Raw genomic sequence first — 24114 nt, 5'->3', positions numbered from 1 at the left:
GTGCAGAAACCGGGCGAGGACTGCTTTGCATATTTTACCGAAAAGCGGGCGCAAGCTTGCCGTTTTCCTGATCAATATGGACAGCGCCACCAAGCGCCTCGAGGACATGAACGCACGCCTCGACGCCATCGGGCTGAAGGCAGAGCGGGTCCCGGGCGTCAATGGCCGTGAACTGAATTATCCTATCCCGGAATTCAGCGAGCTTTCCTACATGCTCATGCATGGCCGCCGCACCTCGCCGCCGGAAATCGGCTGCTATCTCAGCCATGTCGCCTGTGCCAACAGGTTCATGGGCAGCGATGCCGATATCGCGCTCATTCTTGAAGACGATGTCGTCTTCGAAAAGGATTTCCTGGAAGCGATCGACGAGGCGATAGTGAACGGGAGCGACTGGGATCTGCTTCGGCTGACCACGGTCAGCAACGGTCGCAAGTTTCCGTTCCGCAAGCTCGTTAGCGGACGCTCACTCGCAATTGCGTTGACGCGGGAAAAGGGTTCGGGCGCATATCTCGTCAACCGCCGTGCCGGCAAATGGATCTCGAAGCTGATCCCCATGCGGCTTGCCTACGATATTGCCTTCGACCTGGAATATCTCGCCGGCCTGAAGGCAGCCTTCATTTACCCACTCTGCGCCACGCAGGATGCGGACGGGGAAAGCCAGATCCAGAACAATCTGCGGATATACCGTCTGCCCCGCTGGCGCTACTTCACCGTGCTGCCCTACCGCACTTTTCTGGAAACCAGCCGTTTCCTCATGCGCAGCCTCCGGTTTGCCGTTGCCAAGCTGACCGTTGCGCTGGAGCGCCGCAAGGGCAAGACCGTTCCCACCGGCAATTGACTGCGCTGGCTTACACTTCGCCGGGCGTGAACCCAACCAGATAGACCGCCGCGATCACAGCTGCGAGAGTGAAAATCGAAATGACGAAAATCGTCATCCGGTTCAAGGGTTTGCGCGTCGTTTTCTTCATGGTGGAATAATGCGAAGCGCGCGTACTGGTTCCCTACGGATTGTCAGCTTTTGCCTGCGGTAACCTGTGAGACAGGTAATCCCGCATCTGCTCCATTGCCTCGTCGCGCGTCAAACCACCGGACTGCAATCCTGAGCGCAACCAGAGGCCGTCGATAAGCGAAGTGATCCCAAGCGCGACAGTTGCGCAGTCTTGCCTCGGCACGAGATGCACCAAAGCCGACAAAAGATTGGAGCGCATCCGCGCATGGATCACCTTCTGGATCCTGGCGAGCTGCGGCTCGCGCGGAACCTCGGCGCAAAGCGACAGCCAGGCGTGGCAGATCGAGGGCTGAAAGAAGCTCTCGTCGAAATTCGCCTCGATAATCGCATCGAGCCGCTCACGCGGACTGACCGCCCGATTGAGGCGCGCCACCACGGCCTCCTTCAGCTTCACATTGGCTTCGCGCATCGCGTGCTCGAATAGTTCCTGCTTGTTGGCGAAATAATGCAGCACGATGCCTTTCGAGGCGCCTGCCTGTGCCGCCACCCTTTCAAGCGTGGCACCCGCCATTCCCTCACGCTGAAGAACTTCGAATGCAGCCCGCCTCAGCTCCGCCCGGCGAATATCGCTTATCTTGGTCAGTCGCATCTTTGTCTCCTTGCGTGAGCAATATTGACAAATTTTCCGTAAAGATCAATTATTGTCCCACCGGTCAATCTAATGACCCAATAGACAAAAAAGGTGGAACAATGAAAAAATGGGCAGGTGTTTTTTCGGCCGCGATGGTTTTGACAACCGTCGGCACTTCCGCGCTCGCATCGGATGCTGAAACTTGCAAGGTTGTGCGACTGGCCGAACCCGGCTGGAACGATCTTGCTTTCACCACCGGCATCGCCATGTCGCTGTTGAAATCACTGGGATATGAGCCGCAAAGCCAGCTTCTCGGGATCGACGTCATCTACACGAGCCTGAAGAGCAAGGATCTCGACGTCTTTCTGGGCTATTGGAACCCGGCAATGGTGAACTACTACAAGCCTTACAAGGAAGACGGATCGGTCGAAAAAGTCCGAACCAATCTGGTGGGCGCCAAATACACTTTCGCGGTTCCGACCTATGTTTGGGATGCCGGCGTCAGGGATTTCTCCGACCTGCAAAAATTCGCGGACAAGTTCGACAGCAAGCTCTACGGCATCGAACCGGGCTCCAACCAGTTGATGCTGGATGCCGTCAACGATCCGGCACTGGGACTGCACAATTGGGAAGTGGTCGAGTCCAGCGAACAGGGCATGCTTTCGCAGGTAACCCGTTTCGCCCGCAACAAGTCCTTCATTGTGTTCCAGGGGTGGGCGCCGCACCCGATGAACAGCAAATTCGACATCAAGTACCTGACGGGCGGCGATAAATTTTACGGGCCCGACTTCGGCGCTGCCACAGTCGATACGCAGGTACGCAAAGGCTACCTACAGGAATGCCCGAATGTGGCGAAGCTGCTCGATAATCTCGCATTCGACGTGGAGTACGAGAACAAGGGCATGGACTATATCATGAACGGTGGAATGTCCCCGGAAGACGCGGCAAAGCAGGCGATCAAGGATGAGCCGCAACGACTGGACGCTTGGCTGAAGGGCGTATCGACGTTCGACGGGCAGGATGGTCTCACTGCCGTAAAGGCGGGGATCGGCCTGTGACGGCAATATTGCAGGATGATTGGGAGAAGCGGAAGCAGTATGTAGAATTGCCCCGCGGTCGCCAGCTGGCTTTCATCGACACCGGCGGTCCGGGCCCAGTCCTGCTGATGCTGCATGGTTTTTCGGACACCAGCCGCAGCTTCTCCATGCTTGAGCCTTTTTTCAGCGAATACAGGCTCATCGTCCCTGACCTGCCCGGACACGGGGTTTCCTCGGCGGGACAGAGCCTGCATGTCGCTGATTTCGCCGAAACGGTCGATCGGTTTCTAACGCTCCTGGGTATTTCACGGCTGTTTCTGCTCGGCCACTCCATGGGTGCGATGACCACTATCGAACTTGCCGCCCGGCGAGGCGACACGATCCGGGCTCTTGCCCTCATCTCGGCAACGCTTGAGCCGGATTTTGGCGCGGAAAGCCAGTTGACCAGAGATATTCTCGCACTTCGGGACCCGATCGGACCCAATAGCGGCTTTCTGCGCGGCTGGTATTCGTGCAGTCAGCCAGTCGACGATGATTTTTTGTCGAAAATGAAACAGGATGCCGCCAACATGCCGGCTGCCATCTGGCATGGCGTCGTTGAGCGCTTTGCGGATACAAACCTGCATCACAGCGCGTCCAGAATAAAAAAACCGGTACTGTGCCTCGCCGGTTTCGAAGACCCCCTTTTCGGCGCGTCGCATCGTCGAAAATTGGCCGCCGCCTTTCCCGAGGCTCAAACCGTTACGCTCGATGGGCATGGCCACAATCCGCATTGGGAAAACCCGAAGGGCGTATCCACGCTGATCGCCGATTTTTTCGCGGATGTTATGTCAGACTGCGCTAAGTAAGAAGGTAGATTGCGCTGGTTGCACATGTTTCTGGAAACAACTGACAAATCGATTTCGATTCAGGTGCCGATGTTGTAACGCTTCGCTGAATAATCATATTTTGGCTGGCCATGACAGAAACGACCCTTCCCCGCCTGAACCCGTTGCACCTTGCCGCCGCCTTCGCAAGCGGCTGTCTTCTGACATTGATGGTGCATTTCAACGGCCAGCTTGCGCACTACGGTAACGCACTTTTCTCCTCCTGGACTGCACACGGCACCGGCACGGTGGCGGCGCTGATCTATCTCGCGATCATGCGCCCGAAGACGGAGGCGGGTTCGCTGAACAAACCGAAGGCGCCGCTCTGGGCCTATTGCGGTGGGGTGATTGGTGCGGCCATCGTCATCCTCACCTCCACCGCCGTCAATTCGCCGCTTGCCCTCTCCGGCACCATCGCGCTCGGGTTGGGCGGACAGGTGATCTTCAGCCTTCTGGCCGATTTCTTCGGCCTGTTTGGCCTGCCCAAACGGCGGCCGGATTTGCGTGACATGGCGGCGGTGGCACTGATTCTCTGTGGCAGCGCACTTATTATCCTTGTCGGGAGAACGGCATGATCGTCTGGATAGCCATGGCGTTTACCGGCGGCGTCTTTGTGGCGCTGAGCCGTCAGGTCAACGGTCGCCTCAGCCTGTCGAACTCACCGCTGATCGCCTCGTTCTGGAACCATATCGTCGGTTTCGGGGTATTGACCGTCATCGGCCTCATCGTCGGTGGCCTCATTCCGCCGGGCGCGGCCGACGCGCCGTGGCTTGCCTTTATCGGTGGCCCCATCGGTGTTGTCTTCATCGCTTCGGGAAGCTGGCTCATCCCCCGCATCGGCGCGGTCAATACCGCACTTCTCGTCATCAGCGGCCAGATGGTCTCAAGCGTCGTGCTCGACTTTTTCAGCGATCAGCCGCCGAAACTCTGGGCGAGCGCACTCGGCATTCTGCTGATTCTCGCCGGCATGGTGCTGACCCAGCGACGCGGCCGCTAGGGCATTTCTTCGGTAAAAATGTGCAGCGGTTTTACGTCCGGGAAAGCGTAAATCAGGTATCGCTGTCGCGTGAGAACATGCTGAGCAGGGTCTTGCCGCCACTCTTGCCACCGCTGCTTGCGAGCGTCGGGCGACCACCATTCAGCTTCGGCACCACGACCATGCGTTTGACTTCGCCACGTTTGAAGGCCGCAAGGAACCGGGAGTAATCGCGGAACACAACGCAGCCATTCGATTCACCACGTTTCGCCAGCATGTAGGTGTGGGCGAGAAGACCGTCGCGGCCATGCGGATTGACGCCATTTTCCGGCGTCAGACGGATTGCTTCGACGCCATGGAACCGCGCCTCGCGCATCGTCAGACGATAGCTGGAGGGCGGCGTCGAGCCGCGCATTCTCACATGAACATAGTCGGGGTTGTCGCGCATCTTGCCGATGCCAGAATGTGCCTCGAGCTTCTCGCCGTTCGGCATATGAACCAGGCCGGAGGAAATATCGTAGATCGCCGTGCCGTTGCCGCGATCCGGCCACGGAACCGCATCCATCTTGCTCGGCTCGCGCACCGGATTATCAGGTTTTGCAAAGGCGAGCATGCCGGCCGTGCCCTGCCGCGGCTGCTGGGGTGCACGCGCAGGCACCGGCGCATCGAAAGCAGGTGCGGAAGCAACGGCTGCCGGGTGTTCATCGGTCTTCGCTAGAACGGCGGGGCGGGGTGATGGCTCCACCGTTTCGGCAGCCGCAACCTCGGGCCGGAAGCTTGGCAAAGGGACGTCGTCCGGAAGGAGGCTGCTCGCCTCTTCCTCGATCTGCGGGCGCCCTAATGCCACTTCAAATGCCGGATGTTGCGATGCGGCGCTCTGATAGGCGACCTCTGTGGTGCGTCCAAGCGCCGAATCGACGATGGCGGAGGGCCGCAGCGTTGCAAGTTCCTTGACTGTCGCCTGCCCCTTCGCGTTCGCAGCCGCGCCAAAACGCTCGCGGAACTCCTTCTCGCCAATTTCGGGCATGATGCCGGCAAGGCGAACCGCCTTCTGCGGGCCATGGCTGTGGTCGCTCAGACGGGAAAATTTGCGGACGTGGATATCGCGTGCGGCTGCGCCGGAAATCGCAGCCTCGCCAGACTCCAGCCTCGCCACCAGCGTCTTCTCAAATTGCCCGACACCATGCGATGCGGCCGCCATCGTGTGAAGCGAGGCGAAGGCAGTGAAGGCGAACAGACCGGCGAAGGCACCACCGCCAAGCAGAGCGGACATTCGGCCAAGAGAAAAGGATTTGCCTCTCTTGAGGCAAGACGAACCGGCAAGACCGGCGCCATTATAAGCCGCAGCAGAATACGCCATGATACTCGTTACTCGAACCGTTCACGCACACCCGGGCAAAGCCGGAGGGATTTTGGGGCATCCGAACAGCGGGTGGACACCCGGCCGATTTCGGAACTGACTGGTTCGAAGCATGACGAATTATGGTAACCAAAGTGTTTACGAGTCCCTGCAAAAATAATTCGTTAAGGTCTGCGCATTATCGGGCGAAGGCAAAACAATGACTTGCGCGGGCTGGGCATGCATCTGCATCGCCTTTTCCCGGAAAATGCCCCGCAGGGCGTCATCGGCCTTTAAAGTTTACGTCGCCGCATCGTCAGGTAAATTCCGACTTTGCCGGAAATTTGCTGTAAATGCGGCAGGACTGCGACGGAGCCAATCTATGCCATCAGCCGTCAAGCACATACAAAGCTGGTAAGGGCACTTGATCCGTTGCTGCCGGCTTGGCATCCTGCCGGAAATAAGGGAGGCAAATCATGAAGGCGCTGCTGCTCATCGATATCCAGAACGGCTTTTGTCCGGGCGGCAATCTGGCTGTCGCCGATGGCGACCGGATCGTGCCCGTCGCCAATGCCCTGATCGACAATGGCGGTTACGATCTGATCGTCGCCTCGCAGGATTGGCACCCGGAAAATCACGGCAGCTTTGCCTCGCAGCATGTCGGCAAGAAGCCGTTCGATATGGGTGAACTCTCCGGCAAACCGCAGATGATGTGGCCGGACCATTGCGTGCAGGGCACGCCGGATGCGGAATTCCATCCCGACCTCAAGACGGAGGCTTTCGACTATATCCAGCAGAAAGGTGAAAATCCCGCCGTCGACAGCTATTCCGCCTTTCGCGACAATGATCAGGGGGCAACGACAGGTCTTGCCGATTATCTGACGCGCCAAGGCGTAACCCAGCTCGACATATGCGGGCTCGCCACCGATTATTGCGTCAGTTTCTCGGTGCTCGATGCCCTCGACATGCTGCCTGGCGTCAAGGTCCGTTTCATCGAGGATGCCAGCCGCGGCATCGATCCCCAAGGTATACAGGCGTCGATTGCGGCCATGCGGGAAAAAGGCGCCACCATCCTCAAAAGCCGCGACATTTTGCGCGACTGAGGGCCGGTCATCGCAGCCTCGGCTTCTCCAGCACGTCGATATCGCCTGCCGCATCCTCCAGACGCCGCAGGATCGCGGCATGCGCATCCTTGAGCCCCTGATTGTAGAAGACATATCCGACTTCTTCGGCCAGAAAGTCGACGAAGATTTCCGCCTGCAGCAAGCCGATCTCGGTTTCGGTCTCCCGGGCCAGATACTCCCGAACACGCGCGGCCAGCACGGCCCTGTCCTGCTTCTCCAGCATTGATCCTCCATTATTCAATCGTTTGGGCGGGGAGCAAAACCGGGTGAGGCCTTCCGTCCGACGTCGCGTATCGGCGTTACCGTAACGGAAGCTTCAAGGGAATCAATCGATCCATTCATGCAATTTGTTTGCCAGCCGGCCGGGACGGCGATAGAGCGGCGGGCAAGGAGTTCCTGAACAATGTCCAATGCAGATTTCCGCGAAGGCCTCAAAAGCGGCTTTCCGATCGCCCTTTCCGCCGCTCCCTTTGGCGCGCTGTTCGGCGCGGTCGCGGTCGATAACGGGCTGAGCGTCGCCGAAGCGACGATCATGAGCGGCACCGTCTATGCCGGTGCCAGCCAGCTGGTCGGCATCGAATTATTCGGCCAGAAAGTAGCCCCCTGGCTGATCGTTCTATCGGTGTTTGCCGTCAATTTTCGCCATATTCTCTATTCGGCCGCCATTGCTAGGATGATAACCAACTGGACTTTCCTGCAAAAGGCCATCGGGTTCTTCGTGCTGGTGGATCCACAATTCGCCGAGTCGGTCAGGAAATACGAAAACACCGGCGTGGTCGGTTTCGCCTGGTACATGGGCTTCGCCTCGCCGATCTATATTCTGTGGCTGGTGATGACCATTGTCGGCGCATCGCTAGGCAATCTCGTCGGCGACCCGAAAGCCATCGGCCTTGATGTGCTGTTGCCGATCTATTTCATGGGCATGGTTTTGAGCTTCCGCCAGCGGGAGAATTTTTACCCGGTGATGCTGGCAAGCGCTCTTGGCGCAACTGTTGCCTATCACATCGTCGGCTCGCCCTGGCATGTCAGCCTCGGCGCGCTTGCCGGCATTCTCGTTGCAGTCGTCTATCCGCCGAAACCAACCGGCGAGGCCAATTCTGAAAGCAAGGTGGAAACGCGATGAGCGATCTGCTGCACGCCGACACGATGATCCTGATCGCGCTCGCCACCGTCGCCACCTATCTTACCCGCATCGGCGGTTATGTTCTGATGACGCGGATGAAATCCATCCCGCCGCGCATGGAGGCGGGATTGAACGCCGTTCCCGTGGCGGTTTTGACAACCCTTGTCGCACCCGCCTTTTTTGAAGGCGGATACGAGGTGAAGATCGCCATGGTGGCCGCTCTTCTGGTCTGCCTGCGTTTCCCCGGCCTGACGATGCTGGCCATTGGCTGGGCCATCGTCGTCGCCATCAGGCACTTTTCTATCCTTTAAGCGCTCCGCTCCAGAGGCTGCGTGGCCGCAACAAGCCACACCTTCACCTCTTCATCCGCGATCAAAGGCGAGAGCTTTTCCAGAACGCCGGCGTGATAGGCATTCAGCCAGTCCAGTTCGTCGTCGGTCAAAAGTGCCGTGACGACCAGCCTGCGATCGATAGGGCACCAGGTCAGGGTCTCGAAGGACAACATCGGCTGATCGCCGCCCGCGACTTCCGCCGCCTCGCGCACATAGATCAGGTTTTCGATGCGGATGCCAAAAGCGCCGGGGCGGTAATAACCGGGCTCATTCGACAGAATCATGCCCGGCAGAAGTTCCTGCGTCGAAAGCCGAGAAATACGCTGCGGCCCCTCATGCACCGAAAGATAGGAGCCGACGCCGTGGCCGGTGCCATGAGCATAATCCGCACCGGCCTTCCACAGCGCGATACGCGCCAGGGGATCGAGATCGCAACCACGCGTTCCCTTGGGAAACCGTGCGTCGCTGATGGCGATCACGCCCTTCAGCACCAGCGTGAAGAAACGCCGCTGATCTTCCGGGACATTGCCGATTGCCACGGTGCGGGTGATGTCAGTGGTGCCGTTGACATATTGCGCGCCGGAATCGACGAGGAACATCTCACCATCGCCAAGTGTCCGGTCCGTATCGGTGGTGACGCGATAGTGGATGATGGCGGCATGTTCGCCAGCGCCCGAAATCGTATCGAAAGACACGTCCTTCAGAGGATTCTGGAGAGACTGCCCCACTTTGGCGCGCGCAGCCTCCAGCGCCTTCACGGCCGCGATTTCGGTAACGCTGCCCGGTTGCTGACGATCCAGCCAGCACAGATATTCAACCATAGCCGCGCCGTCCTGCACATGTGCCGCTGCCGAGCCGGCAAGCTCCGCCGCGTTCTTGCACGCGCGCGGCAAGCGGACGGGATCGGCCTCCTCGATCAAGGTGCCACCCGCCGCCGTAATCGCCCCTGTCAGCGCCACAGGCGTCAGATCGGCGTCCACTATGACGCGGCCCTTGGCGCTGGCAATGGCGTGCAGACGATCGGCGATATTCGATGGCGGCAATTGCGTCGCCAGCTGTGCCAGATAGGCCTCGGCCTCGATACCAGTCTTGCGTTTGTCGAGAAAAATATCGGCCTTGCCATCCGCATAGATAATGGCGCGGGCAAGCGGATGCGGCGTGTGCGGCACATCGTTGCCGCGAATATTGAAAATCCAGGCAATGGAAGACGGATCTGTCACCAGCAGGGCATCGGCTCCCTTGGCAGACACCGTCTCTGCCAGCGAGGCGATCTTTTCCTTCGCCAGCTTGCCGGTGAAGGCTTCCGGCTGAATGACGACGGGCTCCAACGGTTCTGACGGGCGGTCGCGCCACAGCGCATCGAGCGGGTTGTTTTCGAGCAGGACGACGGAACCGCCCTTCCCCGCAAGCGCCTTTTCCAGCCGCTTCAATTCAGCGCCGGTATGCAGCCATGGATCGATCCCGAGCCGAAAGCCCGCAGCCCCGTGCTCCGACAACCAGACGGAAGGCGGGGCACCGACCAGATCACCACCGCTGAACACCGATTGATCGACCTGCGACTTCAACTGCGTGGTATAGCGACCATCGACAAACACCACCGCCTCTGCGCGCGTTACCAGCGCAATGCCGGCAGAGCCGGTAAATCCGGTCAGCCATGACAGACGCTCAGATGATTCAGGTACATATTCGCCCTGATATTCATCGGCACGCGGCACCAGGAAACCATCGATACCAAGGGCGTCGAAACTGGCACGCAGCGCCTCGACGCGGGCCTTGCCGAATTGCGGCGCGGATTTGTTTTCGAAGGTCTGGAACATGGGCATCTTTCGGGAACTGTCATGAGGAAAGCGGTCGGTAACGCCGTCAAATCATTGGCGCGCAACGACAATGCCATGCCGGCAAACCCGGTTTCAAGCCATATGTGCCATCAACCATTACGACAGGCACGCGCGCTGCCATTTACCCCAAAGGCTGAGACAAGACGCCGCTAAATTGAGCAATTTTCCCAAAATAAGTAATATTGAAAAGCCGCAGACATGCGAAAAACGCATATCTACCTTGAAGCAAGACCCCTAACCAAACAAAAACACATCGCTTATCTTCAAGCCAACACAGCGAGAGACACACTCTCCTGGCAAACAAGGATTTGAAGCAATGGCAAAATCTTTCCTCCGCACCGCTTTCGATCGCGTCATTGAAGCACGCGAGCGTCAGGTCAGCCGTCATGTCAACGCAGCCCTGCTCAACCTCGACGACAAGTCGCTCGAAGCGCTCGGCATGAACCGCGCCGAACTTCGCCGCACCGCAAAGTCCAGCTACGTATTCTGATCACTTCGGGCGCGGCGATCCTCCCTCCACCGCGCAGGAACAGGAATACGTCGACCCGCTTGAGCGATTCTCCTCCAATATGCTCGCGGGTTTTCAGGCGGCGCGAAAGCGCCGCCTTTTCTTTGTCCGGAAACGGATGCTGCTAAAGCGTCAGTCCTTGCGCAGATGCAGCGTGACCCAGCCACTGCGCCAGATGGTGCGGACGTGGGAGAGCCGCGCGCCATTATAGGCCGCAAGCACCTTCCAGCGCTGCGATGCGAGAATTCCCGACAGGATGACGGTGCCGCCGGGCGCCAGATGCGTGACAAGCTGCGGCGCCATCTTGATGAGCGGCCGCGCCAGAATATTGGCGATGATGAGATCGAACGGGCCGTATTTGCGGAAAGCGTCGGAGTGGAAACCCGGAGCGGTTTCAAGTGCCAGCCCGGAGACGATGCCGTTCAGCCGCACATTCTCTCTGGCCACGCGCACCGCGATGGGGTCAATGTCCGTTGCGAGTACCGGAATATGGCGCATCTTGCGCACGGCAATTGCCAATACACCGCTGCCGGTGCCGAGATCGAGCGCATTGCGCACGGTCCGCGCCCGCAGAACATCCTCGATCATCTCAAGGCAGCCCGCTGTCGTGCCATGATGGCCGGTGCCGAAAGCCTGACCGGCCTCGATCTCGATGGCCAGATCGTTGGGCTTGATCTTATCGCGATCATGCGCGCCGTGAACGATGAAGCGCCCTGCCCGTACCGGTTTCAGCCCCTCGAGCGACTTGGCGATCCAGTCGATGTCGGGAACGATCTCCTTTTCGATGGCGAGGCCGGGAAAGGCGGGAGCCAGCAAGGTGTCGATGCGCTCGCGGAATTCGTCTTCATGCTCGGCCATCAGGTAAACCGAAGCTTCCCAGATGTCGCGTTTCTCATCCACCTCGGTGGTGGCGATCGCGACATCCTCCTCGCCGAAATAGTCCGACATGAGATCGAGGATTTCACCGGCCTTGATTTCGGTCGTGGTGACGTAAAGTCGGATTTCGCTCACGGCAGGCTGCTTTCTCTAGCTAAGGTTCTTAAGGCTTGCATTTGCCACAAAACCTCCGCCAGTCCAATAAGCCAGGCACAATTATGCCGTCTCGTTCACCCCTTCAGCAGATTCTGGAGCTTCTGCTCGGCAACATCGGGGTTCTCGCCATAGGCGATGGTGCCGGAAAAACGACCATTGGCGTCAAGCAGGATGACGGAAGCCGTGTGATCCATGGTGTAGTCACCATTCGGATCCTTGTCATCGACCGGCACCTTCTTGGCATAGATGCGATAGCCTTTCAGCGTTTCGGCAATCTTGTCGGCCGGACCGGTGATGCCGGTGATCCGTTTCGAGACGTTGGAGACATATTGCTGCATGAGCTCAGGCGTATCGCGCTCGGGGTCTACGGATACGAAATAGGCCTGCAGCTTGTCGCCGGCTGGGTCTACCTTCTCCATCCAGCCGTTCAGCTCGAACAACGTCGTTGGGCAGACTTCCGGGCAATGGGTGAAACCGAAAAAGAGCGCTGTGGGCTTGCCCTGAAACGCCTTTTCGGTGATCGGCTGACCGTTCTGCGCCGTGAGTTCGAACGGCACGCCATAGGCCGTTTCCACCATTTCCTCACGGGTCTTCGTCATTTCGAGCGTCAACCAGCTGACGACGCCGACAAGAACGACCACCACGGCCCACAATACGATGCGAATATTTCTCATTGTCCTAATCCTACCCCCGAAGGCCGGCCGCATGACGTGGGCCTCCATCGTCTGATAACGAACAGCGGTGGCGACGGCAAATCAACTGGGCGTATTTGCGTAAACCGCGCTGATTTGTCACAAAGCCGGGACGGGACGGCAGATTACAGACACCAGGCGATGCCGCTTTGCACGGCGGAGAGGAAAATATCCGTGCCGTGTCGCACCCAGCCATCAAAGGCAAGAAGCACGACGGCAAGCGAGGCCGCTACCGCAAGGCTTGCAAGAATAAACTTCAGCGGATTGGCAACGAGTGCGTTCATGCGTCTGTTATAACCTGTTTGCACCGGCACGAAAACCGCCAAAATACTGGGTTTTGCGAGCGCGGCACCGCCAATTGTTAGGGAAAGTTTAAAATCTTGCTGTGCAATATGGCCATAGCGGTTTTTAAGTTCCGACATGATGTCTCCCGGTCCATTCCGGCCACCGCATAAAGCTCAATCATGCATGGGCCTGCCTAAGAGCCGCCAGAGGAAACCTGCCGTCATGTCCAACGCCATCAAGCAATCCGGCGCATATCTCGAAATCGTTTCCTTCCATCTCGGCGGTCAGGAATTCTGCATCGACATCATGGCGATCCGCGAAATCCGAGGCTGGGCGCCGGTTACCCCGATGCCGCACACGCCGCCTTATGTTCTCGGCCTCATCAACCTGCGCGGCGCCGTCATCCCCGTCATCGACATGGCAGGCCGCCTCGGCATGAAAATGACCGAACCTTCCGAGCGCTCCGCCATCATCGTCACCGATATCGGCGGCAAGCTGGTCGGACTTCTGGTAGAACAAGTCTCCGACATGATGACCATCCGCTCCGAAGACCTGCAGCCGGCGCCCGACATCATTCCCGAAGAACAGCGCAACTTCTGCCGCGGCATCGTGGCGCTGGAAAAGAGCATGGTGTGCTTCCTCAACCTCGACACCGTGATTGCCGACGAGCTGGCGCGCGAAGCGGCTTAATAGAGCCGGTGAGGTTTTGATAATATAACGCGCAGGTTCCACAGCTTGCCCTGAGGGGCACGGCAGGGTCGGAAACCTCTCCTCCGTCATGCTCGGGCCTGTCCCGAGCATCTACAACCTATCGATTTTACGATACGTGACTGGATCCTCGGGACAGGCCCAAGGATGACGTCGCGGGTGAATTATGGTGTCAGCAGTGCCAAGGGCAAAGCCTCAAGGCTTGCCCTTTTCCCACGTCACCTGCTGGTTATAGAGCGGCACCGTCGAAATCGCCATCTTGGCCGAGCCATCCTTCAGCTCGCGCGCATGGACCAGATAGATCAGCGTGTCATTCGCCATGTCGTAAACGCGACTGACGACCAGCTTCTTCCACACCAGCGACATGCCCTGCCGGAACACCTCTTCGCCGCCCTTCGACAGATCGATATCACCGATTTCGACCGGACCCGTCTGGCTGCACGAAATGGCGTTGTTGGAAGGGTCCTCAAACCAATTGCCATTCTTCAGCCGGTCGATGACGCCACGATCGAAATAAGTGACATGGCAGGTCACGCCCTTGATCTTGGGATCGGCAATAGCCTCGATGACGATATCGTTGCCGATCCAATCGACACCGACCTTACCGACGACCTCCGAATGCGCAACCGTCACCGGAAACAACACCAGAAAGCCTGCAAACAAACCCGAGAGCGTTTTCATCGTCATCGCATGTTCTCCGTTATGCTACTTCAAACATAAGTGCCGGGAACGGTTACGCAACCCGCGAGACAACACGTTTTTTCATGCTGCACGGCTGATAGCCCGTGGAAGTGAGACGGCCGGCAACCATGCCGATCTTTTCCGGCAGGTCGCGGATATGGTCAACGCGCAACGCCCTGGCCGCCGCAATCGATGCCGCAGCGCAGACGACAGCATCTTCGGCGGCGTTGTGGTGCACGAAACGCAACTGAAGGTGATTGGCAATCACATTCAGCTTGTGCGACGCCAGCTGCGGCCAGACATGGCGGGCAATCTTGACGCTGCACAGATAGGAAAGATCAGGATAGGACTGCCGGTATTTATCGAAGGAAGCCCGCATGACGCTGAAATCGAAGGCGGCATTGTGGGCAATCATCGTGGCGCCGTGGAAATCGTCGATGAATTCTTCCATCACATCAGGGAATTCCGGCGCATCCTCTACATCGGCAGGGCGAATACCGTGCACGGCAATATTGAAGGGCGAGAACCGCATGTCCTTCGGCCGGATGAGCCGTTCCTCGACGCGAACGATCTCACCGTCTTCTATCCACGCAAGCCCGATGGAGCAGGCGCTACCCCGTTCCTCATTGGCGGTCTCGAAATCAATGGCGATGGTTTTCAAGAGTGATTCCCGTTGTTTCATTCCGGCATAGACCGGATTGGCGTCAAAGAGAACCGGCTTCGGTATACCCCGCTTCCGCAAGCATCCAGTCAAGCAGCCTCACAAGATCGGGATTATCAAGCATGCGCCGTGGATAAACCAGGAAATAGGCAAGCGTGCTGGCAATGTCCGTGCCGAAGGGAGCTATCAGCGCTCCCTCGGCAAGTTCGCGGGAAACAAGCGATCGCCGCGTCAGCGCAACACCATGCCCGGCCTTGGCCGCATCCAGCGCGCCGTTGCTGTCGATGAACACGATGCCCCCGGAAGCATCGACCTCTGTAGCCCCCGCCGTTTCCAGCCAGCGCCGCCACTCGTTGCGGTTTTCATCGTGCAGAAGCGGCACGCATTTCAGATCACCGGCCACCCGAAGCGGGCCATATTTTTCAAAAAGTTGTGGTGAGCAGACCGGCAAGGTGCTGTCGTCTATGAATCGGATGCTTTCCAACCCTTCATAGCGACCAAAACCGTGACGCACGGCCAGATCGACATCGTCCCTTGAGAAATCCACCAGCCGGTTCGTCACGCTGATACGAACATCCACTTGCGGATGTTGTTGCTGAAAGCCGGGCAATCTCGGCATCAGCCATTGCACCGCAAAAGTTGGCGTGCAGCTTAACGTCAAGACCGTAATCTCTGATCGCGCCGTCAGTTCCGCCGTCGCCTCGCGCATCATCCGGAATGCGGTGCGAAGGGAACCGTAATACCGCTCCCCTTCCCTCGTCAGCTGGATGCTGCGCGGCTTGCGGACAAACAGCTGCACGCCAAGGCGGGCTTCCAGCTCCCGGATTTGCAGGCTGACCGCGCCGGGGGTGACGTTCAACTCGTTGGAGGCAAGCGTGACACTGCGATAGCGCGCCGCAGCCTCAAAGGCCTGCAATCCTTTCAAGGAAGGGAGTTCTGCAACCATGGTTTAGCTGAGCTCAATTATCCGACGAGAAACTATCGTTTGAAAACAGCATAATATGAGGAGTAAATAGATGCAACGGGCGCAGACGGAACCAAGATTGCCAGACGACTGATTGAGATAAACTCAACCGATATCGGGTGGCTGAACGTGGCGTTCTCTGTGACTATTTCAATTTTCCAGCGGTGGGAGATACAAAGTGGCAATACAAAAACAGATGGATGCCAGCGAATGGGGGATGCTTGTGGCGCTCTCGCTGCTGTGGGGCGGATCGTTCTTTTTCATCGGCATTGCCGTCAAGGAACTGCCGCCGGTCACCATCGTCACGCTGCGTGTCAGCCTCGCTGCCACGGCACTGCTGATCGTCTGCCGCATCATGGGCCTTCATCTGCCACGGCAATGGGCCGTATGGCGCGCCTTTTTCGGCATGGGCCTGCTCAACAACATCATTCCCTTCTGCCTGATCGTCTGGGGCCAGACCCATATTGCCAGCGGGTTAGCCTCGATCCTCAATGCGACGACGCCGCTCTTTACCGTCATCGTCGCCCATTTCCTCACAGCCGACGAGAAGATGACGGGCAACAAGCTGGCGGGTGTTCTCATCGGTTTTGCCGGCGTGGCGACGATGATCGGCCCGGCAGCCTTTGGCGGTGCGATCTCCGGCCTCTGGGGTCAGATTGCCATTCTCGGCGCAGCTATCTCCTATTCTTTCGCGGGCATATTCGGCCGCCGCTTCAAGGCCATGGGCGTGCCGCCACTGATGACCGCCACCGGCCAGATATCGTCCTCGACACTGATGCTGATCCCCGCCGCGCTCCTCATTGACAAGCCTTGGACGCTTGCCATGCCGAGCCTCGGCACCTGGGGCGCACTCATCGGTATCGCGCTCTTGTCCACGGCCCTGGCCTACCTCATCTTCTTTCGCATCCTTGCAACTGCCGGCGCCACCAATCTCGCGCTCGTCACCTTCCTCATTCCCGTCAGCGCCATCCTTCTCGGTTCGCTCATTCTCGGAGAACAGCTGGAAATTAAGCACTTCGCTGGAATGGCGATGATTGCCGCCGGCCTTGCCGCGATTGACGGCAGGCTGCCGGCAAAACTAAGAGATTTCCTACGCAAGGCACCCGCTTGACAGTGACAGTTCGTAAAAGCATTCTCGCCATCATGATCGCTATCAAAACGACGACCACCCGCCATATGACGATGACCGGTCAACCGGCAGGGAAAGGCATGTCCGCGCACTGAGCGATCAACATCCACCCCTGCCGATAAGAGCAGGGGTGTCACGCCTGCTCCGAACGCGCCACAAGGAGACAGGCATGAACATGAAACCAGCGGATATTACAAACAAGCCATTTGATCTGAAGGACGTTGTCCTGCGCGCCACCCGGCTTGAAGACGTCGAAGCTTTGACGGAAATGCTCAACCTTCCCGGCGTCCGGCACGGCACCCTTCGGCAACCTTTCCAGACGATTGAAAAGACGAGAAAATCGATAGAAAACCGAGCCCCTACCGACATCGTCATCGTCGCGGAGTGGCACGGAAAACTCGTTGGTAACGCCGGATTATACCGCAGAGCGGGCAGACAGTACCATGTCGCCGATCTTGCGATGTCCGTTCACGACGATTTCGCCGGAAAGGGCGTCGGTTCAAGGCTTCTGACGGCACTCATCGACGCGGCCGACAACTGGCATGATATCCGCCGCATCGAACTGAATGTCTTCACCGACAATCTCGCCGCCCTCCGGCTCTATGAGAAACTCGGTTTCGAACGCGAGGGCACCTTGCGCAACGATGCCTATCGCGACGGCAAATATGTCGACGCCTACGTCATGGCACGTCTGCGCTGATGTTTCAGGCGGACAAATGATCGGCAATCACTTCCCGAATGGTCCGACGTGACCATTCGGCCAGTTTCTCATCACGTCCACGTTGAGCCTCAAGCGTGATCAACGCCTTCCACAGCGCCCAGCCGCGCCCGCGCTGCCATGTGGCATTGTCGAGATCCATCGCCAGGCGAAAGACGTTCCGGCTTTCGGCGTCGAGCACGTTCCATGCCAGAATGAGATCGGAAGATGGGTCTCCGACGCCGGAACTGCCGAAGTCTATGACGGCTGAGAGGCGGCCATCTCTTACAAGCAGATTGCCTTCGGCAATATCGCCATGCACCCAAACGCCCTGGCCCTGCCAGCTGCTCGAAAGAGCAAGCTGCCATATTTCCATGGCCAGCCTCTGATCGACCTCATCGGCGAGGCGCAACGTCGCCGCCCTCGCCTCGCCGTCATAGACCGCAAGCGACCCACCGCGGTGGAAATTGTGCTCGCCCGCAAGCGGACCATCCGTCGCATCGATGCCCTGCAGGGATTTTAAAAACGCTGCTACGTCGACGGCTATTGTTGCGAGATTTATATGCCCAAGATGCCGGGCGAGAGGCTCGCCATCAAGCCAGCCATAAACGGACCATGGAAACGGATAATCTTGTCCCGGCGCACCAATCGCCAATGGCTTTGGGATCGGAAGAGGCAAAAGAGGCGCAAGCTTCGGCAGCCAGCGATGCTCCTTCTCCACCTGTGCCACATAGCGGCCAGCGCTCGGCAGGCGAACGAGCATATCATCACCAAGGCGGAAGCTGCGATTATCCCAGCCGCTCAGTTCCACCGGCCTGACATCAAGCCCCGCCCATTGCGGAAACTGGCTTGCGATCAGCGTTCGAACCTGCTGCGTAGAGATGACGATGCGGTCATCCATGTCCCGTTCCCCGTTTAAGGATGAGACCCATAGCGGCGCAAAACAACGTGGCGATGACGGTGCTTCAGCCACCGATCAGCGCCAGCCACTCGTCCTCGTCCATGGTCTGAACGCCCAGCTCCGCCGCCTTGGCAAGCTTGGAACCTGCCCCCGGCCCGGCCACCAGAATATCCGTCTTCTTCGATACGGAGCCGGCCACCTTGGCGCCCAGACTTTCCGCACGGGCCTTGGCCTCGTCGCGCGTGAATTTTTCCAGAGACCCGGTAAAGACCACCGTCTTGCCCGCCACCGGGCTGCCTTCGGTCGAGGGCTTCTCGGCCTCCTTCGGCCGCAGCTCCCGTATCAGCCGGTCGATGACATCGAGATTGCGCGGTTCCTTGTAGAATTCGATGATGGCGCGCGCCACGACCTCGCCGATGCCATCGATACTGTTGAGTTCGGCCCAGGCATCGCTCGCCGGGTCGGCTGCCGCCTTCATGGCTTCCTCGAAATGCTCATAGGTGCCATAGGAACGCGCCAGAAGCTTCGCCGTGGTTTCACCGACATGACGAATGCCGAGAGCGAAGATAAGCCGATGCAGATCGATCTCGCGGCGGGCATCGATGGCATCGAACAGTTTCTTGACACTTACCTTGCCGAAACCATCTATGTTTTCGAGCTTGGTAAGATGCGATGCCTCCTGCCGCGCCTTCAGCGTGAAAATATCAGGCGCGGTCTTGATGGAGAGGGCCGGATCCTCGCTTTCGAAGAAGAAATCGATCTGCTTGGTACCCAAGCCCTCGATATCGAAGGCATTGCGCGAAACGAAATGTTTCAGATGCTCGACCGCCTGCGCCCGGCAGACGAAACCGCCGGTGCAGCGCGTGACCGAATCGAGCTTACCGGTTTTTTCGTTGCGCTCCCGCACCGCATGGCTGCCGCACACAGGACATTTCTCCGGAAACGCATATTTCACCGCCTCAGCCGGGCGCTTCTCCAGAAGCACATCCAGCACCTGCGGAATGACATCGCCTGCACGCTGCACGATGACAGTATCGCCAATGCGGATATCATGATCCTCGGGCCGAATGCGCTCGCCGCTATTGCCGATACCCTCGATGTAATCGGCATTGTGTAGCGTCGCATTGGTGACGACGACGCCGCCGACGGTAATGGGGGTGAGACGCGCAACCGGTGTCAGCGCGCCGGTGCGCCCTACCTGGATTTCAATGTTCTCGACCGTGGTGAAGGCCTGTTCTGCCGGAAACTTGTGTGCGGTGGCCCAGCGCGGGCTGCGCGAACGGAAACCCAGCCGTTCCTGAAGGTCAAGCCGGTCGACTTTGTAGACCACGCCGTCGATATCATAATCGAGATCGGGTCGCGCGACGCCGATTTCATTATAATGTTCAAGCAATTGTTCGGCAGAGGTGAATCGCTTCATCAGCGGATTGACCGGGAAACCCCATTCCCGGAATTTCTCGACGATACCATATTGCGTGTCGGCAATCCGCGTCGGCTGCCCGCCATTGGAAACCTCGCCAAGCGCATAGGCAAAGAACCGCAGCTTGCGTTTCGCCGTCACATTGGCGTCAAGCTGGCGCAGCGAACCGGAGGCCGTGTTGCGCGGGTTCACATAGGTCTGCTTGCCATCGGCCTCCATCTGGGCATTGAGCGCCATGAAGTCGCTCTTGGCCATATAGACCTCGCCGCGCACATCCACCACATCGGGTACATCGGCAGGCAGCTCGTTCGGAATTTCCTTGATGGTCTTGATATTGGCGGTGACGTTCTCGCCCGTCGTGCCGTCGCCACGTGTCGCCGCCGTCTTCAGCCTGCCGTTCTCGTAGCGGATGGACATGGAAAGTCCGTCGATCTTCGGCTCGGCGGTAAAGGCAATCGAATCATCCGGCAGGTGCCCGAGGAAGCGGTAGACCGAACTGACGAAATCGCGCAGATCACCTTCAGAAAACGTATTGTCGAGTGACAGCATCGGCCGCGCATGCACGATGGGCGCAAAGGTGGGAAGCGGCGTGAAGCCGACTTTCTTCGACGGGCTGTCGGCCCGCACCAGCGCCGGGAAAGCCGCCTCTATGGCATCGTTGCGCCGCTTCAGCGCATCGTAGTCCGCGTCCGAAATTTCCGGCGCGTCCTTGCCATGATAAAGCGCATCGTGGCGGGAAAGCTCGGCTTCCAGAAATGCCAGCTCGGAAGAGGCCTCAAGCTCGGTCAGGTTTTCGACGGGAATCTGGTCTTTCGACATGGAAGAAGCCTCACGGATGAATCTGCAATGCTTTTAGCGAATTATTGGCAAACGCAAAACCATCCTCGCTTTTCAACAGGGGGGAATCCGCTATTCTGAGCATCCGGATGAAACGGAAGCCGGAGCCCCCATGGAACTCACCACCCTCATTGCCTTTGCAGCAGCCTTCTTCGTGTTCGCGGCCAGCCCCGGCCCGGACAATATGACGATCGTCGCCCGCACAATCACCCATGGTGCCGCCTCCGGCCTCGCCTATGGGGCCGGAACCGTGGCAGGAATATTGATATTCCTCACGCTTGCAGCCTTCGGCCTGTCGATCCTCGCCGCCGAAATGGGAACGGTGATGGCGGTGCTGCGCTATGGCGGCGCGGCCTATCTCGTCTGGATGGGATTCAAACTCTGGACAGCGGAACCTGTGGTTCCCGATCTGCAACCCATGAATGGCCGCCATAGCCTTCTTTCGATATTCGCCACGGGAACCGCGCTCAATCTCGGAAATCCGAAAATGCCGCTCTTTTACGTGGCATTGTTACCGAACGTTGTCGGCGCCTCGCTGACGGTCGATCACCTTCTGGCGCTGGCATCCGTCATCGTCGTGGTGGAGGCGGTTGTGATCGGCGCTCATGTGGTTCTGGCTGTGCGGGCAAGAAAGCTGCTGCGTGAGCCAAGAATCGTCCGCAGGGTGAACCGGGCGGCGGGCGGGGTCATGATCGGCTCCGGCGTGGCGGTTGCCGTCAGCCGTTAATCCTTGGCGGCAAGCAGGCGGGCGGCGGCAGCCCTCGCCTCATCGGTCACCGAGGCACCGGCAAGCATGCGGGCGATTTCTTCGGTGCGATGTTTCGGCTCCATGGTAGCGACACGCGTGGCGATGCGCTCGGTGCCGTCACCGGAGGGGCCTTTGGAAATGAGAAGATGTGTGGCCGCCCGCGCGGCCACCTGGGGCGCGTGGGTGACGGACAGAACCTGCACGGTTTTCGACAGACGACGCAGCCTCTGGCCAATGGAATCTGCCACAGCGCCGCCAACGCCCGTGTCGATTTCGTCGAACACCAGTGTCGGTGCCGAACCACGATCAGCCAGCGCGACTTTAAGCGCCAGCAGGAAACGGGACAATTCGCCGCCAGAAGCGACTTTCATGATCGGGCCGGGCCGCGTTCCAGGATTGGTCTGAACGTGGAATTCCACGATGTCGATACCGTCAGCCGTCGCTTGCTCCGGGTCGGAGCTGACTTCGACGGTAAAACGTGCCCGCTCCAGCTTGAGCGCCGGAAGCTCCGCCATGACAGCTTCGGAAAGCGCATTCGCCGCATTGCGGCGTTTTTCGGAAAGCGATTTGGCCGCGTGGTCGAAATCGGCTTTCACAACGCCGAGATTGGCTTCAAGTTTGCCGAGCTTTTCTTCGCCCGCATCGAGGTCGGCGAGATCCGCGACCATTTTTTCCGCAAGCGCCGGTAGATCAGGCACCGCGACATTATATTTGCGTCCGGCGGCGCGTAGCGCAAACAGCCGTTCCTCCACCCGCTCCAGCTCGCGTGGATCGAACTCGGTGCGGCGAAGTGCGGCCTCCACTTCCATCTGCGCGTTGGAAAGGCTGTCGAGCGCGGCATCCAGCAATTGCACGGTGTCTTCCAGCAATCCCGGCGCCTCGTGGCTCTTGCGTTCCAGGCGCCGCATCATGGATGCGATCATGGGCACTGGCGAGGCGTTGCCGTTCAGGAACTCGCTCGCTTCGGCGATATCACCGGCAATACGTTCGGATTTCTGCATCACCGCCCGACGTTCGGCAAGCTCCTCCTCCTCGCCGTCGCGCGGCGAGAGCACCTCAAGCTCCTCGACGGAGGAACGCAGATAGTCCGCCTCTCGGGCAGCAGCCTCAACCTTGGCACGATGGGTCTTCAACGCCCGCTCGGCGTCCTTCCATGTGCGGTAGAAACCCTGAACGGCACGGGCATCGTCGCTCAGCCCGGCAAAAGCATCCAGCAGCGTGCGGTGGGCATCGGTATCGACAAGAGCGCGGTCGTCGTGCTGGCCGTGAATTTCGACCAGTAGCTGCCCCAGCTGACGCATCATCTGCACGCTGATGGCCTGATCGTTGATATAGGCCTTGGTGCGTCCGTCTGCGGATTGCACGCGGCGGAAAATCAGGTCGCCATCGTCATCCAGACCGTTTTCGCGCAGGAGATGCCGTGTGGGGTGGCTGTTCGGAACTTCGAAAGTGGCAGTGACCTGCCCCTTCTCTTCCCCGTGGCGCACCAGACCGCCATCGCCGCGGCCGCCGAGGGCCAGCGACAGGCTGTCAAGCAGAATGGATTTGCCCGCGCCCGTCTCACCCGTCAACACGGAAAGGCCCGCCTCAAAGCCGAGGTCGAGCCTTTCAATCAGAACGATGTCACGAATCGAGAGCTGGACCAGCATGGCCTATGCCCTGTCTCAGGCGCCGATAAGCTTCTTGCCGGCGCGCGAAATCCAGGACCCCTTGTTTTCACGCGGCTCCAACCCACCGCCCTTCAGCAGCTTGTAGGAATCCGCATACCATTGGCTGTCGGGATAGTTGTTGCCGAGAACGGCGGCAGCAGTCTGCGCCTCGTCGGAAAGACCCATCGCATAATAGGATTCCGTCAGACGGGCCAGCGCTTCCTCGATCTGGTTGGTGTTCTGGTATTGCTCGACGACGATACGGAAACGCGAAACGGCGGCGAGATATTCCTTGCGCTCAAGGTAATAACGGCCGACCTGCATTTCGCGGCCAGCGAGCTGGTCGCGGGCGAAACGGATCTTGGCCTGCGCGTCGGCGACATATTCCGAATCAGGGTAGTCGTTGACCACCTTGCTCATCGCCTCGACCGTGCGCTGCGCGGCGCGCTGGTCCTGCGTCACGTCGGAAATCTGCTTAGAATAGGCAAGACCGATCATGTACTGAACGTACGCGGCATCCTTGGAGCGAGGATATTGGCGCAGGAAGCGGCTGCCCGACGCGATGGCCACGTCGTTCTTGTTGGTGCGCGTGGCGATGAAGGTCTGCATCACAAGCGCCTTCTGGCCCCATTCGGTGAAGGGATATTGCTTGTCGATCGCCTCGAACTTGCGCGAGGCTTCCGTCATGTTGCCGGCGTTCATGTTGGCAAGCCCCTGCTTGTACAGAACGTCTGGCGGATCGGTCTCGACGCCGAGCTTGGTAATGTCGATATCCGGATCGGACTGGCAGGCCGTGACGGCAACACTCGCACCGACCAACATCAACGAAACGGCGATCCCCCGCATCGTACCCTTCATTGCACCAGACCCTACATGCTTCATTCGACAGTTCCCACTTCCCGCGCAAATACATAAGCATCGGCTTTGCACTGGCGTTTCTAGCCATAAAAGCATCTGCAGGGCAACGCAATGATGATGCATTAACGC

The 24114-nt window shown here is 58.9% G+C and carries 27 protein-coding genes; 13 read left to right on the top strand and 14 right to left on the bottom strand.

What is annotated here, in order from left to right; translation table 11 throughout:
- The first annotated feature begins 25 nt into the window (after positions 1-25).
- On the top strand, positions 26-838 hold the full coding sequence (locus tag ACQZ5Y_RS11855) for a glycosyltransferase family 25 protein (RefSeq protein WP_145166704.1): 813 nt from the start codon (positions 26-28) through the stop codon (positions 836-838).
- 163 nt (positions 839-1001) lie between these two features.
- Here the strand turns inward: ACQZ5Y_RS11855 and betI are convergent, their stop codons facing one another.
- Complete coding sequence (betI, locus tag ACQZ5Y_RS11850) at positions 1002-1598, bottom strand: choline-binding transcriptional repressor BetI (RefSeq protein ID WP_111790711.1); 597 nt, start codon at positions 1596-1598, stop codon at positions 1002-1004.
- Positions 1599-1699: 101 nt separating this feature from the next.
- Between betI and choX the strand changes: the two genes are divergently transcribed.
- The 4 genes from choX to ACQZ5Y_RS11830 all read left to right on the top strand — a co-directional run bounded on the left by choX (position 1700) and on the right by ACQZ5Y_RS11830 (position 4480).
- The gene (choX, locus tag ACQZ5Y_RS11845; RefSeq protein WP_038491579.1) at positions 1700-2638 is read left to right on the top strand and encodes a choline ABC transporter substrate-binding protein; all 939 of its coding nucleotides are present in this window, start codon (positions 1700-1702) and stop codon (positions 2636-2638) included.
- Complete coding sequence (locus tag ACQZ5Y_RS11840; protein ID WP_038491582.1) at positions 2635-3465, top strand: alpha/beta fold hydrolase; 831 nt, start codon at positions 2635-2637, stop codon at positions 3463-3465. The genes choX and ACQZ5Y_RS11840 overlap by 4 nt, the downstream gene beginning before the upstream one ends.
- Positions 3466-3575: 110 nt before the next feature.
- On the top strand, positions 3576-4058 hold the full coding sequence (locus ACQZ5Y_RS11835) for a DMT family transporter (protein WP_174049743.1): 483 nt from the start codon (positions 3576-3578) through the stop codon (positions 4056-4058).
- Complete coding sequence (locus tag ACQZ5Y_RS11830) at positions 4055-4480, top strand: DMT family transporter (protein WP_003513163.1); 426 nt, start codon at positions 4055-4057, stop codon at positions 4478-4480. The genes ACQZ5Y_RS11835 and ACQZ5Y_RS11830 overlap by 4 nt, the downstream gene beginning before the upstream one ends.
- A 52-nt stretch (positions 4481-4532) precedes the next feature.
- Here ACQZ5Y_RS11830 and ACQZ5Y_RS11825 read toward each other — a convergent pair whose 3' ends face one another.
- On the bottom strand, positions 4533-5819 hold the full coding sequence (locus ACQZ5Y_RS11825; protein WP_174049745.1) for a DUF2778 domain-containing protein: 1287 nt from the start codon (positions 5817-5819) through the stop codon (positions 4533-4535).
- Between the two features lie 455 nt (positions 5820-6274).
- On the opposite strand from ACQZ5Y_RS11825, the gene pncA reads away from it, so the two are divergent.
- On the top strand, positions 6275-6901 hold the full coding sequence (gene pncA / locus ACQZ5Y_RS11820) for a bifunctional nicotinamidase/pyrazinamidase (RefSeq protein WP_013636493.1): 627 nt from the start codon (positions 6275-6277) through the stop codon (positions 6899-6901).
- Positions 6902-6908: 7 nt separating this feature from the next.
- On the opposite strand, the gene ACQZ5Y_RS11815 is transcribed toward pncA, so the two are convergent.
- A complete protein-coding gene (locus tag ACQZ5Y_RS11815; RefSeq protein WP_003513169.1) occupies positions 6909-7145 on the bottom strand; it encodes a DUF2164 domain-containing protein in 237 nt (78 codons plus the stop codon).
- Positions 7146-7325: 180 nt separating this feature from the next.
- On the opposite strand from ACQZ5Y_RS11815, the gene ACQZ5Y_RS11810 reads away from it, so the two are divergent.
- Both ACQZ5Y_RS11810 and ACQZ5Y_RS11805 read left to right on the top strand, forming a co-directional pair.
- Positions 7326-8045 carry an AzlC family ABC transporter permease gene (locus ACQZ5Y_RS11810; protein ID WP_065659201.1) on the top strand — a complete coding sequence of 240 codons (720 nt, stop codon included), beginning with the start codon at positions 7326-7328 and terminating at the stop codon, positions 8043-8045.
- Positions 8042-8356: an AzlD family protein gene (locus ACQZ5Y_RS11805; RefSeq protein ID WP_065659200.1), complete on the top strand. Its 315-nt coding sequence runs from the start codon at positions 8042-8044 to the stop codon at positions 8354-8356. Before ACQZ5Y_RS11810 ends, ACQZ5Y_RS11805 begins: the two co-directional genes overlap by 4 nt.
- Here ACQZ5Y_RS11805 and ACQZ5Y_RS11800 read toward each other — a convergent pair.
- Positions 8353-10194, bottom strand: coding sequence for an aminopeptidase P family protein (locus ACQZ5Y_RS11800; RefSeq protein WP_174049747.1), 1842 nt, complete (start codon positions 10192-10194; stop codon positions 8353-8355). The two genes, ACQZ5Y_RS11805 and ACQZ5Y_RS11800, sit on opposite strands and share 4 nt — an antisense overlap.
- A 337-nt stretch (positions 10195-10531) precedes the next feature.
- On the opposite strand from ACQZ5Y_RS11800, the gene ACQZ5Y_RS11795 reads away from it, so the two are divergent.
- Positions 10532-10705: a hypothetical protein gene (locus tag ACQZ5Y_RS11795; RefSeq protein WP_003513176.1), complete on the top strand. Its 174-nt coding sequence runs from the start codon at positions 10532-10534 to the stop codon at positions 10703-10705.
- Between the two features lie 150 nt (positions 10706-10855).
- On the opposite strand, the gene ACQZ5Y_RS11790 is transcribed toward ACQZ5Y_RS11795, so the two are convergent.
- From ACQZ5Y_RS11790 to ACQZ5Y_RS11780, 3 genes are all read right to left on the bottom strand, one after another.
- Positions 10856-11734: a 50S ribosomal protein L11 methyltransferase gene (locus ACQZ5Y_RS11790; protein ID WP_174049749.1), complete on the bottom strand. Its 879-nt coding sequence runs from the start codon at positions 11732-11734 to the stop codon at positions 10856-10858.
- 95 nt (positions 11735-11829) lie between these two features.
- Positions 11830-12429: a cytochrome oxidase assembly protein Sco gene (gene sco, locus ACQZ5Y_RS11785; RefSeq protein ID WP_003513179.1), complete on the bottom strand. Its 600-nt coding sequence runs from the start codon at positions 12427-12429 to the stop codon at positions 11830-11832.
- A 143-nt stretch (positions 12430-12572) separates the two neighbouring features.
- The gene (locus ACQZ5Y_RS11780; RefSeq protein WP_236762109.1) at positions 12573-12869 is read right to left on the bottom strand and encodes a hypothetical protein; all 297 of its coding nucleotides are present in this window, start codon (positions 12867-12869) and stop codon (positions 12573-12575) included.
- 85 nt (positions 12870-12954) lie between these two features.
- Between ACQZ5Y_RS11780 and ACQZ5Y_RS11775 the strand changes: the two genes are divergently transcribed.
- Positions 12955-13422: a chemotaxis protein CheW gene (locus ACQZ5Y_RS11775; protein ID WP_003513183.1), complete on the top strand. Its 468-nt coding sequence runs from the start codon at positions 12955-12957 to the stop codon at positions 13420-13422.
- A 213-nt stretch (positions 13423-13635) separates the two neighbouring features.
- On the opposite strand, the gene ACQZ5Y_RS11770 is transcribed toward ACQZ5Y_RS11775, so the two are convergent.
- Genes ACQZ5Y_RS11770 through gcvA form a run of 3 tightly spaced genes read right to left on the bottom strand, consistent with a single transcriptional unit; the run spans position 13636 to position 15728 of the window.
- Positions 13636-14127: a CreA family protein gene (locus ACQZ5Y_RS11770; RefSeq protein ID WP_174049751.1), complete on the bottom strand. Its 492-nt coding sequence runs from the start codon at positions 14125-14127 to the stop codon at positions 13636-13638.
- Positions 14128-14173: 46 nt separating this feature from the next.
- Complete coding sequence (locus ACQZ5Y_RS11765) at positions 14174-14782, bottom strand: 3'-5' exonuclease (RefSeq protein ID WP_019565293.1); 609 nt, start codon at positions 14780-14782, stop codon at positions 14174-14176.
- A 43-nt stretch (positions 14783-14825) separates the two neighbouring features.
- The gene (gene gcvA, locus ACQZ5Y_RS11760; RefSeq protein ID WP_065659198.1) at positions 14826-15728 is read right to left on the bottom strand and encodes a transcriptional regulator GcvA; all 903 of its coding nucleotides are present in this window, start codon (positions 15726-15728) and stop codon (positions 14826-14828) included.
- 196 nt (positions 15729-15924) lie between these two features.
- On the opposite strand from gcvA, the gene ACQZ5Y_RS11755 reads away from it, so the two are divergent.
- Positions 15925-16857: a DMT family transporter gene (locus ACQZ5Y_RS11755; protein WP_025594031.1), complete on the top strand. Its 933-nt coding sequence runs from the start codon at positions 15925-15927 to the stop codon at positions 16855-16857.
- A 187-nt stretch (positions 16858-17044) separates the two neighbouring features.
- On the top strand, positions 17045-17575 hold the full coding sequence (locus tag ACQZ5Y_RS11750) for a GNAT family N-acetyltransferase (protein WP_013636501.1): 531 nt from the start codon (positions 17045-17047) through the stop codon (positions 17573-17575).
- A 4-nt stretch (positions 17576-17579) separates the two neighbouring features.
- On the opposite strand, the gene ACQZ5Y_RS11745 is transcribed toward ACQZ5Y_RS11750, so the two are convergent.
- The gene (locus tag ACQZ5Y_RS11745; RefSeq protein ID WP_174049753.1) at positions 17580-18473 is read right to left on the bottom strand and encodes an aminoglycoside phosphotransferase family protein; all 894 of its coding nucleotides are present in this window, start codon (positions 18471-18473) and stop codon (positions 17580-17582) included.
- A gap of 64 nt (positions 18474-18537) precedes the next feature.
- Positions 18538-20712 carry an NAD-dependent DNA ligase LigA gene (gene ligA / locus ACQZ5Y_RS11740; RefSeq protein WP_174049755.1) on the bottom strand — a complete coding sequence of 725 codons (2175 nt, stop codon included), beginning with the start codon at positions 20710-20712 and terminating at the stop codon, positions 18538-18540.
- A 130-nt stretch (positions 20713-20842) separates the two neighbouring features.
- Between ligA and ACQZ5Y_RS11735 the strand changes: the two genes are divergently transcribed.
- Positions 20843-21457, top strand: coding sequence for a LysE family translocator (locus ACQZ5Y_RS11735; protein WP_115062177.1), 615 nt, complete (start codon positions 20843-20845; stop codon positions 21455-21457).
- Here ACQZ5Y_RS11735 and recN read toward each other — a convergent pair.
- Both recN and ACQZ5Y_RS11725 read right to left on the bottom strand, forming a co-directional pair.
- Complete coding sequence (gene recN, locus ACQZ5Y_RS11730; protein ID WP_174059884.1) at positions 21454-23127, bottom strand: DNA repair protein RecN; 1674 nt, start codon at positions 23125-23127, stop codon at positions 21454-21456. The genes ACQZ5Y_RS11735 and recN overlap by 4 nt on opposite strands.
- Positions 23128-23142: 15 nt before the next feature.
- Positions 23143-24009, bottom strand: a complete 867-nt coding sequence (locus tag ACQZ5Y_RS11725) for an outer membrane protein assembly factor BamD (RefSeq protein WP_003513201.1) — start codon at positions 24007-24009, stop codon at positions 23143-23145.
- Positions 24010-24114 lie beyond the last annotated feature (105 nt).

This window comes from Agrobacterium sp. A3-95, from assembly GCF_053521785.1.
This window is presented reverse-complemented; position numbering and strand designations above follow the sequence as displayed.